The sequence below is a fragment of the Leuconostoc mesenteroides subsp. mesenteroides ATCC 8293 genome (assembly GCF_000014445.1).
In the GTDB taxonomy this organism is placed as follows: domain Bacteria; phylum Bacillota; class Bacilli; order Lactobacillales; family Lactobacillaceae; genus Leuconostoc; species Leuconostoc mesenteroides.
In genome coordinates this window covers 1,103,469-1,116,760 of sequence record NC_008531.1, presented here as the reverse complement: position 1 = coordinate 1,116,760, position 13,292 = coordinate 1,103,469, and the positions used below count along the sequence as shown (strand labels likewise).

Sequence of the window (13,292 nt, the reverse complement as noted above, 5' to 3'; positions counted from 1 at the left end):
CTTATTTTTCCTCCAGTTCTAAGGTTTCCCCAGGATTGTTAATTTGGTACATGACCATCTTTTTACGATTAATTGAGACTGGCTCAGGTGTAAACGCCATGCCTGCGTGTGCCATAAAGTCACGGCGATTTTTATCTAAGGCAGCTAACGTCTTGCCATAGATCACAGCGGTATATTCTTGATGTTTAATGTCACCGACCACATTTTTTTCAATATTAATTTCTTGCAAAATAGTTTGGCGCATCATTAACAATTGTTGATAATGACGATCATCTAGGTCAACACTATTCAATTGGCTTTCCACTCTCACTAACTCTTGTCCCCATGAAGCTTGCTGGATTCGCGTGTCAGCGGGTAGTTGACTAATGAAAATATCAAAGTCCTCCACGTAAACTGATAGCAACTGGTGAAAGTCAGCGATAATGGCGTTGGAACTCTTATCGCCTTCAGCATTCAGGAAATCCAAATCTTTTCCAGGTAAATTGAGCATGTCAGCGTATGTATCATCTGCCAATAAAATTGGATGCCCTTTTTTATTCAAAATGTCTTTATAAGGTAAAGCAAAGTAGATTGGAATTGGTTTGCGATTATCAAGTGCTTGTTTGACAACTGTTAAACCCTTTCCCTTTTGTGCTTGTTTAGCTTTTATTCCCATTATTTTTCCTCTCGTTTCTTGTTTTCAGTAATCGCAGTTAGATCACCTGTGGCGTGCTTGCTGGACTTTAAGATGCCACGTAGGATTTCTTGATACATGAGACCCATTGGGTTACTTGGACTAGGTAAAATTAAAAAGCCAGCTAGTAACGCATTACTGACAATTAGAATCAGCCCATACTTGCCAATATTGTAGGGATAGAATGATTTAATCATCAGGTAAGTAATCCCAAAAACAATGACTAATACGAAGATTCGTTCCATCGTGAAAAACATCCACCGTGACACTTTCTTCCAAATATTGCGTCCAGGGGTAAAGTGTTCATACATATAATTTCTCCTTTAACAAGTTATTTTTGCCTGGATTGAAGTTCAATCTGTGGTCAGTGTACAAGGTATCGAAAGAATGTCATAAAGGTAAATGGTTTTTCCTGAGCCAAAGAAAAAGCCCCTGCACGAACAGGAGACAATGATTTGCTTGTTATCTTTTTGTGTATCCAATCTATATAAGATATTGATAGATGTGTATATATTCATCTTATAACACAAACATACCTTTACCTATATTTAAAGTATAGTATATTGATATACATGTTATACGTATGATATAATATATATATGTAAACAAGTTTTACATGCCTGGATTGATGGTTTCATCGTTATTTCGTTTTGACAAATAAAATAACTAAGGAGCTTCATCATGAGTAAAACAATTACATTTTCAGCATCTAAAGGTGGCGTTGGTAAAACAACGATGACATTTAACTTTGCAAGTTTTCTGGTTCGACAAGGCTACAAGGTTTTGTTAATTGATTCAGACTATCAAGGTAACTTGTCCTCTACCTATGAAAGCTATACTAATAAAAATACGCTATATGACGTCTTTACAGGCGGTTTAGCCCAAATTAGACAAATTACCCCACAATTAGGTTTGTTACCTGCTAGCCCTCATTTAGACGAATTAGAAGGTACATTACAATCAAAGAATAATAAAAACTTTTTGATGATGATGTGGCTTCAAGATCACCTTGAGGAAATCAAAGATTATGACTATATTCTAATTGACACCCATCCAGAATTCGGAACGTTAACGAAGAATATGATTGCCGTTTCTGATTATGTTGTGGTGCCACTAGAACCCTCAGAGTATGGTTTTATTCAATCAAAACAACAATTTGATTTACGGATGAAAGAGTTCCGTGATGATGCCGTTGATATTAGAACACGCGAATCACTGATTGAAGCGAAAGTTTTGTACCTTGCAAATCGTGTAAAGCATAATACCCGTTCAAGTCATGAGTTTGGGCAACTTATTGACCAAATTGAAAACCTTGTCGCTGTCTTAAATGAGCGTGAAGTGTTTAATAGTTCAACCATGCTTAAAACCCCAGTGTTTGATTTAGAACAAGCCAAGCGCAACCCGAAAACCCTGCAGCAAATTTATGATGCTTATCAAAAGCTATTAGAAAGTGTGAAATAATGGATTACGATAAAAAAGACTCCCGTATGTTTGATGAAGCCAGCGCTCAAAAACAAATGGCAGATGCCTTTAGTCGAGACGAACCACAATCAGAGGTATCGCTAGGAGACGGATTCAAACTACCTTCTTCAAATCATAGTAGTCGTAAAATACAAACGACTTACACCATTCGCCCTGAAATAAAACAAGGCATTGAGAAATTAGCAACCAAACAAGGATTCCGCTCATCAAGTGCCTTTGTAGATCTAGTATTAGAACAAGTCTTAAATCAATCAAAATAATTTAGAACAAAACAAAAGGCAGTGATTTTTAAGTAATCACCGCCTTTTAGATTAGCTATTTCTTTATATCATCAGGATTAACACCTGGGTATTGTTTATTGAACTCTTTCACTGTATTAAAGTAGTTTGACGGGGTTCCCTTATCTTGTATTTCCTTAGCCCAATTATCTAAAGGATATAGCATTTGAGTATCGCTATTTTCAATAGTGGTAGATGTGCCAAAGCTTTCCTTCACACCATCTTTATGCCGATCATCCAAATTCATTGACATATAGGAGTTAGCCCATTTTTGGAAATCGGCTTTTGTCCATGATGTAAAATACTCTTTTCCATTTATTTCCAGGACGTGACCACTCATTTTTGCAGCTTTTTTAGCATAGGCTTTTTCATTGTTCTTGTCTTGAACCGAGGTTGAGACGGATGAAGCCTTAGCACTTGACACGTAACTTGATGATTGTGCCTCAGGACTGTTTTGTTTTTGTTGGTGCAACATGGCTAACAAAATTCCGATAACGATAATTCCAATCACCACAATTGTAATCCAAATTTTATTTAGCTTAATTTTCTCCATCAGTATACTCCCTAAAATCAACTACTGTTAATGTTACCGTATTAGCCTACAAATTAAAAGTTTCACTTGTCTTCTTTACTTGATACACTTTGTTGATTCTGCATTTTTGCTTTTTGTTTTGCAATAACACTCTCAGCCCAGGCGCGATCCTTTTCTTTTTGTTGCGCTGCTGTCAACGGTTGAGTCACCGACTTTTTGCCAGGCAATGTACCGCTCAAACGTGGGGTGTTTGGACGTGACATGGTTGCTGGTGTTGCACCGACTCCCTTAGGTTGAACAACTGTTCCACCACTCACAATTGGCTTAGTTGAATCAGCAGCGCTAGACTTGGGTGAATTAGTTCTAGTAGGTAAGCCACGGTGTGCATCTGACATAGCGTGGCTTATGTTAGATTGAGACTTATTTGCTGTATCCTTTGGATGAGAATTAGGTGAATCTGTGACAGCCTTTGAAAGTGCTTCATGCACATTACGTGGTTGAGAAGAAGATGGTGTATCACCGCTGTTTGCTTTTGGTGTCACAGGTGAATGACGTTTATTAAAGGCTTCAACGGCTTGTTGTCCTCCTGCAAAGTTGTCGGCGACACCACCAGCATAATCTTTGACATTGCCAACGGCTTTATTCACGCCACCTTTAACTTTATCACCAGCCGCACGACCAGTGTTTTTCAATAAACTACCTGGATGTTTCATTGCTCCGACTGTACGTCCTGCTACCTCAGCCGCCTTTGCCGCCTTACCTGTGGCTTGTGCGGATGCAGCGACACCAGTATCATTTAAGCTATGATCAGTCAGTGCTTTACTATTATCTAAGCCTTGATTGCCACCTGAGTTGGCAATCTTCTTACCTAGTTCACGATTCTTCTTTTTCTGTTCTGGTGAAATTGCGTTGAGACCCTTGCCAATATTTTTCTTGGCAACCCTTGTGGCGCCACCTACCATGTGAGCAGCTTGATTGGCTAACATCATCGAAGCAACAGGATTATGGCCTGAGCGAACACCAGTCCATTGTTCAATCATTTCAAAGCCAACTGCGAGCCCTTTACCACCAGATAGCAGAGCGGCAATCGACAAAATTGTAAATGGCCACATATCTAGACCTAAACCATTAATGGTATTAAAGGCAAATTCTACCCAGGCAAAGAAGAAGATTAATGAAATTGGCATCATGACAATACCTGTTATTTGTCCCTCAATCATTCCCAGAACTTGTTGGACACGTTTGCCTTGTGTGCCATCTCTGAGGCCAAAGTAAACAATTGAACCTGCCATAAAAGCCATTTTATAAACAGACGATAGCAAACGGACAATTGCCCCAGCTACGACAATAATAAAGACGATCTCACCACCAATAATTCCTAACCAGTTTGTTTTCATCACTGGATAATCATCCGCAAATGTCTTACCCAGAACAAGTGAGTCACCGGTAATATCAACCATGTTGCCATTGCCACCTATTTTTTTGGTAAATACAGACTTTTGAGCGTCACTTAAACCGTCGGTGTAACCAGCATCACTCATCACTGAGTGGAAATCTGAACCTTCAATTTGATCATTAGTTAAAACATGTTGGTTCTTATATTTTGATAAATCAAAATTATTTTTTGCTAATTCCTTTAAATTAGTAGAATTACCCTGCCATAATTGTGTAACAATGTTCTTGTCCTTTGTACCGGATGTATCATTGACCGTGGCTGTCCCAATGCCGCTCATCAATCCAATCGCCCAGGGTAAAGCCGTGATAACGGCAACTGTAATGGTTATACCCTTAGGCCATTCCCTACCTTTGCGACCAGAAGTAGCGGTGTATTGAATCCACTGCACCATCATCATAATACCAAATATCACAAACCCCAAGTACAGGAAGTCTTTGAGGATATTACCTAGATTCCAATTTTGATAAACATCACTATTAGGCTGGAAAAAGATATTCATAAAGTCCAATAACTTGAATGATGATTGGTATGCTGTGAAGACCGCATTAGCAATGTAATAAAAAATTAACGCGATACTGTGCATGAATAACATGATCAATGTTAAAAATATATGGGGCAATGGTGACAGGTATTGCGACCATTGCGTGTAAAAATCAGCTGTCGGCCCATTATTAGGTAACGTTGGTAAACTATCAGCTAATGTATTGATACCCGTGAATAGATTTGTCATTCGACTTCTCCTTGAATTGTTGCAGCGTTGAGCTGCTTATAAATTTCCCACATGTATGCGGGTTCGTTGTTTAGTAATCTTAGAACTTTACCGTTATTGTTGTTGCCAGAAAGTGTCAAATATTTGCCACGATTTAAGTAAGCAACGGCACTGTTTTGTTCTTCGGTCTTATTTGAGCGTGGTATCCTCATTTTGATGGATTTCTCTACAATTTGACGTAGCTCAACATTGTCTAGTTGTTCTTCGGTCATAAAAGGCTCATCAGGGTTAAAGTCATGTTTCCACTTTAAGTAACGTTCCTCATCAGAGAGTTCTTGTTGTGTTTGCACTGTGGCTGTTTCGATACCTTGATGCGCTTTGGCCAAAATGTTGTTGATTTCATCATCAGCTAACGTATTGATTTGACGATTATCAATTTGATTGCCACTTGCGCCGTCTTCCTCAATTTCTAGTTGGACTTGTTGATCAAGTTCATCAAAGTAAGGCACAAAGTCATGATAGAGGTCATCATATTTCAAATCGTTATGCTGCGCTTTGATGTTCAAGTCTGCCGTATAGTAATCAAGTGAATACTGCTTACCCAATAATTCATAGGCAAACGGCATTCGGTAAGCACCCGTAGAGAAAATTGGCAAAGGGCGAACAGAACGCCCCTTCTTATCAGCACGTTTGATCGTACGGATGGTAATCATTTCACGAGGACTCAATTCACTAATTTCTTTGGCATCCAACAGCCGAACCTTGCTAACTTGTGCATGGCGATTACCACGATCTTGACGATCTAACCCAATCTGTGAATTGACTGATTCGGTTTGGACTTCAACCTCACCTAATTGCTTGGATAAGGCTTCATTCGTTTGCTCATCATTAGTTAAAATGTGGAACCAGTTACCCGTGTTACCATTGATGTCATTGGTTTCCATTTCAGAATAATGCAATCGTGGTTGTGTTAAGGTTTGAATATACAAATCAACCAAATGCCCATAGGTTAAACCACGCGTTAGAATGTTGGTGAAGCCTGGAATACGTGGGAACATAGAAAACTCATTGAGCTTATAAAGTATCCAACTGTCCATTTTCCTGCGGGTAATCGTTGATGCAATGTCCGTATTGACTGAGAAAACTTGTGAGATAAACAAGCTGGCCAAAGCGGAAAAATCATCGTTAGATTGTGGCGTGATGATGAAGACTGCCATTGGATTTTCTGAGTAACGCAAGTTGACACCTGGTGTCTCAGTAGTGCCTTGTGGTTTAATCTGATCAACCAGGCATTGGATGACAGGCTGCTTAGAAAACAAGTCACGCTTAATCTTGCCATTGAGTAATTTTCGTTGTACAATCTTACCAGTCAACGTAAACGACTGTTTACGCATCGCAATTGAATTGCCATCATTATCGAGTGACAACTCAATTTGCCATGAGACGGGTAAATGGTTATGAATCGGATAAGTTAGCGTGCCTGATTGGGACACAGTTAGCTTGTCCTTTTCTATTGCATGCTTTTTACCTGATTCATAAACATGAATGCTCACATGGACGCCTTTATAACAGGCAGAGAACTTAATCTTTAGCATTCTTGGAAACCCTAAATCGGTCAAATTGATAGTGTTGAAGGTTGTCAAACGTGTGATTGACTCTGAGGCAAACAAATTCAAACGATTCATAACTGAGAAAGAAATTGATGATTTGGTATCCCCTGTGGCAGATAGGTACTCAGCGGCGTTTAGAATAATCATATTGCGCGCTGGTGTTCGCGGTAGTTTACCAATGTTAGTAATGTACTTAGTTAAGCCATCACCTTCTTTATCCGTGAACTTGTTCATATCATTGATGAATTGCAGGACGTTTGAGATGGTCACCATTGATTTGTCCTGGTGACGTACAGAAATATCTAGCACCGTGAGCATGACTGCCTGGATGGTACTTTCAGCGGCACTATCCCAAATATCTTTGTGACTACTTTCTTCACCACTTGATCCACCAATGACTTGTACAACCTTACGCAATTCCGTATTGGCACTGTCCCAATCCCCATCAAAGGCATAATCAATCGCAATTTCAAGAGGATTCCAGGACTCAGACTCACTTGGCTCCATGATATTGAGTAATTTCACGTCATAACCTGCTGTGCGTAATGACTTGTAACTCATTTTGGCATCTTCGTTTTTGGCATCAGTATCAATAATGTTCCATTTGATTTCGGCACGACAAATGATGTCAATTAAGGTATAGCCTCGCATTTGGTCTTTTGAAGAACGCGTCATCCCAGTTGTCTTTGAATGGGTGTTACTGGTATCCACCCAATAAAAACCATCAAAACCGCCTTGAACATTCAGTTGCTTTTCAAATAGCTTTGGCAAACGTTCCAGTAAAACGGGACGTATTTTTTTGTACACCCCGCTAAATTCTAGTGAATTCATACCTAGTGGCCGCTTAAACCATTGCCACGCCCACAGGAACGGATGAATCATAAAGAATTCGAAGGTGTATCCTTGTGTGTGCAGCACTGGTTGTCCTGGGTGACCCTTAAAATTCTTATTGCGATCAGGAATCAATTTGTAAACCTTATCCACTTCACGGACTTCCGCAAAACGGTTAGTATTACGCGTTTGGTCTCTAAACAATTGATACCAGTCATAGATGCGTTGGAAGACATATTTTTTGAGTAGGAGTAACAAGCAAAGGATTAGTACAATGCTTGTCACTAAAGTTAGTCGAGACAGAATAGTGAAAATATTGAGTGGATTGAGCACAGTCGCGGTCATGTTCATGACATCATTGAATTCAGGCCAATGAGCAACACCACTTTGCATATAAAACTTGAAGGCTTGAATATATGGGCCAACCACTCTTATTAACAAGTCAACAATAATCGTGACGTAAAGCGATATAAATATCACACCAATAGTTGCTATAATGCCATACAACCACAAGAACCAGGGACGACCACGCCAACGAATGTAACTTTCGCGCATGAATTGTCTTTCGGCACGATAATCTTTTTTAAATAGCTTCATTGTCTGCTGCCTCCTTAGCTGTGGAAACCACGACTTGCCATTCACCATAAGGACTTGTCAAAGATGGTGGATTACCAATGGCTCTAAAGATGAAAGTATCAAAGTCCTGTCCTAGTCCTTGTCGCTTTTGGATAATTGCGGCAGACACTGGATCACTCACATACGTAGCAATCGTGTCATCAATTGGTCTGACTCCTCGAGACGGTTTATAACCAACGTCTGCGATGTAGTTGGCAATTGGTGAGCTGACTTCCTGTGTACCATTTAGATACTCAAAGCCCAGGTCAAATGATGGGATATAGCGTGCCACCTCTTGTGTGTCAAAAACAATATTGAAACCACTCTCTTGTGCTTTTTGATTGAGTCGTGACAACTTCAATTCAACAATTCGCACCATATCCGCCATCTTTAAGACATCAAAGACAATAATGGCACCAATTCTAGCGATAAACTCAGGACGGTAACCATCACTTTGCAAGGCAATTTCGAGTTGTTCTTCAAAGTTTGCTTGACGCTTTTTGTCTTCTTTAACAGCATCTGATTTGGCATCACGATTCATCACTGCTGTTGCCCCTGAGTTAGTTGTCATGACAATGATTAAGTCTTTAAAATTAATGACACGACCATATTCATCACTCAAACGACCATCATCTAAGACCTGCAAAAGTAAATCCATGACTTCTGGATCAGCCTTTTCAATTTCATCCAACAATAATACGGCGTAAGGTGTGTGCCTGACTCTAGTTGTGAGCTGATCTTTAAATCTTTCTAGGCTAGTCCCTGCAAACTTGAACTCAGACATATCAAATCGAATAAAGTTCTGTTTATTACCAAATAGATTTAGCGCTAGTTGCTTAGCTGTCTCAGTTTTACCAACACCAGTTGGACCCATAAAGAGAAATGACTCAGGCTTTGAAGTGTCGGCTAGTCCTGCCTCACGATTAGTCAGTTTCATCGCAACTTTTTCTAAGGCTGTGTCTTGACCAATCACCTGGCTTTTGAGTCTTGGTAACAAGTTCAATAATCGTTCATCAGTCGTTTGATTAATGACATATTCAGGCACATGATAATCATCATGGATAATCGTAGCTACGTCTTGATTTGACAGTGTTGGTCGATTATCTAGGCGTGCTACACTTAACGCACCATCCAGCAACATAATTGCCTTTTCAGGAAAGTAACGGTCAGTGATATAGCGTTGTGATAGTGCCATAATTCTGTCTTGTACTGTTTCTGGCACTTCAATACCGTTATTGAGTTGTAAGGCGACTTTAGATAAAACGTTTTTCGTTTGTTCAAAGCTTAATTCTGGCACTTCAATCAAATCAAATCGCCGCATCAGTGCACCATCACGCGCCACATATTCGTGAAATTCTTTCGTAGTCGTCGCCCCAATAATTTGGAGATCATCACGACTCAGGGCTGGTTTAATAATATTACCCGCATCCAATGAACTACCTGATGTTTCAGCACCAGTGCCAACAATTTGATGAATTTCATCAATAAAAGCAATCACAGTATCTTTATTAGCAATCAATTCATCAATAATCGCTTGAAACTTATGCGCAAATGACTCACCATCGCTGCTTTTCATCAAGTTGGCCAAACTAATTTGAACTAAGTGCTTGCCTTTGAGGGAAGAAACTGAGGTACTTAACAATTGACGTGCCAAATCCTCTACAATAGCTGTTTTACCAACGCCAGGTAACCCAACTAATAAAGGCGCATTTTGAATTTGTTTCATCAGAGAGACCATGATACGACGTGTAATGCTTTCACGTTCGTAGGCATGATATTTTTCTGGAGCAGACATCACTTTGGCGCTAATGTCTGTTGTATAGCGATCAAGGTAAGGTGTGGTATTGTTTTGTTTTAATTCAATCATTCATTCCCTCCCTGGTCGGTGACGGGATCACCATAATTCGTATTGCTTTCAGGGACTTGATTGGCAGCATCATGTTCTCTGGCTAATTCTTCTAATTCGCTTGTACTCGCATCAATGTGATCAACTGCTTTTTGACGATCAGCGGGTAAACTTGTGTAGACATCAGTGTTTTTGACATCATCTAATTGATGATTCAATAGGCCAAGTTCTGGCACTTCATCAGCGGCAATACAATCACCTTCGGGATCATAAATTGACACCACTTGTAGTTTCTTGCCAACTTGTTGTAATACGGCCACCATTTCAATGCCTAAAATTGGATCGCCTGCTGGGAATAATTCGTGGTAGCGTCTGGTTTCAATTGTCAATGCAATGGCACCTGGTTGACCCTTTTCCTGGAAGGATAAAATATTAACTTCCGCAGACTTTGTAATGCCTGTGATAAAGCCTGTAACTTCTTGAATGTTTTCTTGTGACATGTGTTTGCTCCTTTTACATGTGTCGTGTACTTGTTTGATTAATGGCCTGATAGTTTTGTTCAACAACCGCTAACTTATCAGGCTTAAGCAATTTTGTTGTTTTTGGTTGACGGACTTCACCGTTGCTCAAGTTATCCGATAGATACTGAGTAACATCCGTACTAGCTTTGAGTGCTTGACTAATGATTTTGCCAGTATTTTGACCCTCTAGCGCCTTTAAATTCTTCGACCAACCCGCAATATAATCAACGCTTTTCTCACCAGGCTCAATGCCTAGGTTTTTAGTAATCACATAGCTGGATAACTCTGCCTGCGTTTCTTTAATGGCTGTGGGCCAATTATTTTGACTCTGCAAAGAATGAAGCTGCGCGTGCGCTATTTCGTATGCTAAGGTGTGGATTTTATCGGTTGGGGTAAGATCACTGCGCAATAGGATATATTTTTCATCCTTATTGGTTTTTGATTGAACAAAGGCCCCTTTTGCTTGTCCCTGCCAGGTCATTGGCCGCTTGGCAATTTGTTCATCTACACCTTGGTCAATGACGGGCACTTTAAGTTTGTCGGCGAACTTCAACAACGTTTTATAGGCCGCATCCAAATGTTTTGGGCTTTTATCCGTTGCTAAGTCAATGGGACGATTGGGTAGCATGCTGGGCAACTGCGCAGCAGTGGCATTAGTTTGCCGAACATCAAACACCGTTTCGACTGGATAATGTTTCACACTGCGGACTTCCAATTGCTTGTTATTAGCTAATTGCTTTTGCTCTGGCGTTGCATCAGACCAGCGTATTTTTTCGCCATTTTCAGCAATAATCGTCTTTAAGTTTGTTGGGGCACCAAATATTTTGATGCCCTTCTCACCTTTATTGACTTGAATGCCATCAGCAGACCATTGTTTGTAGCCTTTTAACAAGGTGGCTTTTGGATTTTGTAGTTGAATCAACATTGAATTACGAGCCGAATAATTTAAGCCAGTCGCGGTAAAGTCAAGGAGCTTTTTAAGTTCAGCGGGATCTTGTTGGTACTTGGCCACCTTTCCCATTGCCTCTTGAATTATCTGCTTATTCTTCAAAGCATTTTCCTTACGACGATCAGCTTTGGAACGACGTTCTTTACTCTTTTTAGGTGTTTTTTCGTCAACTGCTGGCTTAACAGGTTGAATGGTACTCATTTTGACATCCACATAATCTGGTTTGCCTGTTTGTGTCTCTTGCACTGCAAGTTTTTCTAAGGCATCTAAGCGATTAGCATTATCCGTCATACTCATAACGCGCCGCCCTGTAACACCTGCTTTCAATTGTTCGTTCCAATCTTTGCCTTGTAAGGGAATATGACGCCCTGCTTCAATCGCTTCACCAGTAATTGGATTTTTAAAACTAAAACGATCAAAGTAATCAGCGGCTTTAAACCCTGCGACATCGTTGTCAAAAGCCACAATAATCTTATTGAATTTGGCTCGCTTGGCAGCAACCGCATCATTCAAATATTGCAAGCCACGTTTGGCATCAGTACCAGACACAGACAATAGTGTGGCGTTACTTTTCACCATATCTTGATGATTTTGTTGCGCATAACTCAATAAGTCAATTGGACTTTCAAATAAAATTAATGTTTTGTCGCCTGATCCAAATGAGAGGTTATATCCCGTTGAGGTACCACTGCCAGCAAAGATTTTTTTGGATGTGCCACGTTTTTTGTAATGTTCAAAGTCTTGTTCAGTCCCTTGACGATCAGCGCCCACAATTTTGCCATTCACATCCTTCCAGGGGAAGATGACGGGGTTTTGATGCAGCTTATCACCTTCACGGTAACGGCTACCTTGCACCACTGCGCCACTTTTCAATAAATTGTCAACGAACTGTGGATTGAGCTTGCGTTGATTAACTAAATAATCTTTAGCCACGTTTGTTTCCTGGGTTTTGAAGACTTTATCATAATCAAACTTGTAACGAGGCGTGCTGTCTTCATAAAGTTTAGAGACATCAATATTTTCACCTTTGACAAAGCGCGCGTAGGCCAGTTGATTTTTAATAGCGGCACCTTTACTGTCCCCGTCTGATTTGCCTAATTCGTAGTAGTGAATGAAATCAACCAAGTCACCTTTAACGCCAGTTGAGTTCCAGACAAAGCGGTTTAATTTTGTTCTAACAACTAAACTGTCATGATCAACCATACGTAACTCAGTGGGAGTGTCCGTCGTGTATGGAATACCCTTCCAATCGCAATAGCCACGAATTGGTAACAGCTTGAGTTGCGAACGTTCTTCCTTACTGATCGCCATGGGCTTGTCCTCCAACTTGTTTGTCAATTGGCAAGTGATTCAATTCAGCAAATGCCTGGTCAATGTCATCTGTTTCCAAATTCATTTTGGCTAACAGTGACCTTCCCAATTCAGCCACCAGGGAATCATTAAGTTGTTTGATGTCTTTTTTAATCGCGCGCTTTTCGTCTTGAATTGCTTTTGCCTGTAAATCTAGTTCATCCAAACGTGTTTGCTTTTCTTTAATTTGTTGGTCAATCGTTTTTTTAGCCATTTTGTAGCTCCCTTTTTGTTTAATATAGGGTCAATATACCAACCTTTTAAATAACCTCATAAAAGTAAATGGTTTTTCCTGAGACAACACAAATTCCTCCAGCCCACAAAAAAAAAAATTAACTTTACAGGCATGGTTGATACCACACCCGTAAAGTTAATTGGGGGTTCAAAAAAAGCCATCACATTTAAACGATTTCCAAACCGTTTAAATGTGATGGCTTTCC

At 40.0% G+C, this 13,292-nt stretch carries 11 protein-coding genes; 2 read left to right on the top strand and 9 right to left on the bottom strand.

Going from position 1 to position 13,292, the window contains the following annotated elements; genetic code table 11:
• Position 1 precedes the first annotated feature (1 nt).
• Positions 2-655 (bottom strand): hypothetical protein, encoded by a 654-nt coding sequence (locus LEUM_RS05450; protein ID WP_011679858.1) that lies wholly within the window; start codon positions 653-655, stop codon positions 2-4.
• Positions 655-984 carry a hypothetical protein gene (locus tag LEUM_RS05445; RefSeq protein WP_004915939.1) on the bottom strand — a complete coding sequence of 110 codons (330 nt, stop codon included), beginning with the start codon at positions 982-984 and terminating at the stop codon, positions 655-657. Before LEUM_RS05445 ends, LEUM_RS05450 begins: the two co-directional genes overlap by 1 nt.
• A gap of 370 nt (positions 985-1,354) precedes the next feature.
• Between LEUM_RS05445 and LEUM_RS05440 the strand changes: the two genes are divergently transcribed.
• Together LEUM_RS05440 and LEUM_RS05435 are read left to right on the top strand one after the other, a co-directional pair.
• Entirely contained in the window at positions 1,355-2,134 is a 780-nt protein-coding gene (locus LEUM_RS05440; protein ID WP_011679857.1) for a ParA family protein, read from the top strand.
• A 26-nt stretch (positions 2,135-2,160) separates the two neighbouring features.
• Entirely contained in the window at positions 2,161-2,415 is a 255-nt protein-coding gene (locus LEUM_RS05435) for a hypothetical protein (RefSeq protein ID WP_242824513.1), read from the top strand.
• 55 nt (positions 2,416-2,470) lie between these two features.
• On the opposite strand, the gene LEUM_RS05430 is transcribed toward LEUM_RS05435, so the two are convergent.
• The 7 genes from LEUM_RS05430 to LEUM_RS05400 all read right to left on the bottom strand — a co-directional run bounded on the left by LEUM_RS05430 (position 2,471) and on the right by LEUM_RS05400 (position 13,066).
• A complete protein-coding gene (locus LEUM_RS05430; protein ID WP_011679856.1) occupies positions 2,471-2,986 on the bottom strand; it encodes a hypothetical protein in 516 nt (171 codons plus the stop codon).
• Between the two features lie 62 nt (positions 2,987-3,048).
• A complete protein-coding gene (locus LEUM_RS05425) occupies positions 3,049-5,151 on the bottom strand; it encodes a pLS20_p028 family conjugation system transmembrane protein (RefSeq protein WP_011679855.1) in 2,103 nt (700 codons plus the stop codon).
• A complete protein-coding gene (locus tag LEUM_RS05420; RefSeq protein WP_011679854.1) occupies positions 5,148-8,168 on the bottom strand; it encodes a type IV secretory system conjugative DNA transfer family protein in 3,021 nt (1,006 codons plus the stop codon). The genes LEUM_RS05425 and LEUM_RS05420 overlap by 4 nt, the downstream gene beginning before the upstream one ends.
• A complete protein-coding gene (locus tag LEUM_RS05415; protein WP_011679853.1) occupies positions 8,155-10,053 on the bottom strand; it encodes an AAA family ATPase in 1,899 nt (632 codons plus the stop codon). The genes LEUM_RS05420 and LEUM_RS05415 overlap by 14 nt, the downstream gene beginning before the upstream one ends.
• Positions 10,050-10,532 (bottom strand): hypothetical protein, encoded by a 483-nt coding sequence (locus LEUM_RS05410; RefSeq protein WP_010284510.1) that lies wholly within the window; start codon positions 10,530-10,532, stop codon positions 10,050-10,052. Before LEUM_RS05410 ends, LEUM_RS05415 begins: the two co-directional genes overlap by 4 nt.
• 13 nt (positions 10,533-10,545) lie before the next feature.
• Positions 10,546-12,813 (bottom strand): ArdC-like ssDNA-binding domain-containing protein, encoded by a 2,268-nt coding sequence (locus tag LEUM_RS05405; RefSeq protein ID WP_011679852.1) that lies wholly within the window; start codon positions 12,811-12,813, stop codon positions 10,546-10,548.
• Positions 12,800-13,066 (bottom strand): hypothetical protein, encoded by a 267-nt coding sequence (locus tag LEUM_RS05400; RefSeq protein WP_011679851.1) that lies wholly within the window; start codon positions 13,064-13,066, stop codon positions 12,800-12,802. Before LEUM_RS05400 ends, LEUM_RS05405 begins: the two co-directional genes overlap by 14 nt.
• Positions 13,067-13,292 lie beyond the last annotated feature (226 nt).

Bases quoted from the DNA above. Each gene is read 5' to 3' on its own strand.
- LEUM_RS05410 (WP_010284510.1), bottom strand. From the start codon at position 10,532: ATGTCACAAGAAAACATTCAAGAAGTTACAGGCTTTATCACAGGCATT.
- LEUM_RS05415 (WP_011679853.1), bottom strand. From the start codon at position 10,053: ATGATTGAATTAAAACAAAACAATACCACACCTTACCTTGATCGCTAT.
- LEUM_RS05445 (WP_004915939.1), bottom strand. From the start codon at position 984: ATGTATGAACACTTTACCCCTGGACGCAATATTTGGAAGAAAGTGTCA.
- LEUM_RS05405 (WP_011679852.1), bottom strand. From the start codon at position 12,813: ATGGCGATCAGTAAGGAAGAACGTTCGCAACTCAAGCTGTTACCAATT.
- LEUM_RS05420 (WP_011679854.1), bottom strand. From the start codon at position 8,168: ATGAAGCTATTTAAAAAAGATTATCGTGCCGAAAGACAATTCATGCGC.
- LEUM_RS05450 (WP_011679858.1), bottom strand. From the start codon at position 655: ATGGGAATAAAAGCTAAACAAGCACAAAAGGGAAAGGGTTTAACAGTT.
- LEUM_RS05440 (WP_011679857.1), top strand. From the start codon at position 1,355: ATGAGTAAAACAATTACATTTTCAGCATCTAAAGGTGGCGTTGGTAAA.
- LEUM_RS05435 (WP_242824513.1), top strand. From the start codon at position 2,161: ATGTTTGATGAAGCCAGCGCTCAAAAACAAATGGCAGATGCCTTTAGT.
- LEUM_RS05400 (WP_011679851.1), bottom strand. From the start codon at position 13,066: ATGGCTAAAAAAACGATTGACCAACAAATTAAAGAAAAGCAAACACGT.
- LEUM_RS05425 (WP_011679855.1), bottom strand. From the start codon at position 5,151: ATGACAAATCTATTCACGGGTATCAATACATTAGCTGATAGTTTACCA.
- LEUM_RS05430 (WP_011679856.1), bottom strand. From the start codon at position 2,986: ATGGAGAAAATTAAGCTAAATAAAATTTGGATTACAATTGTGGTGATT.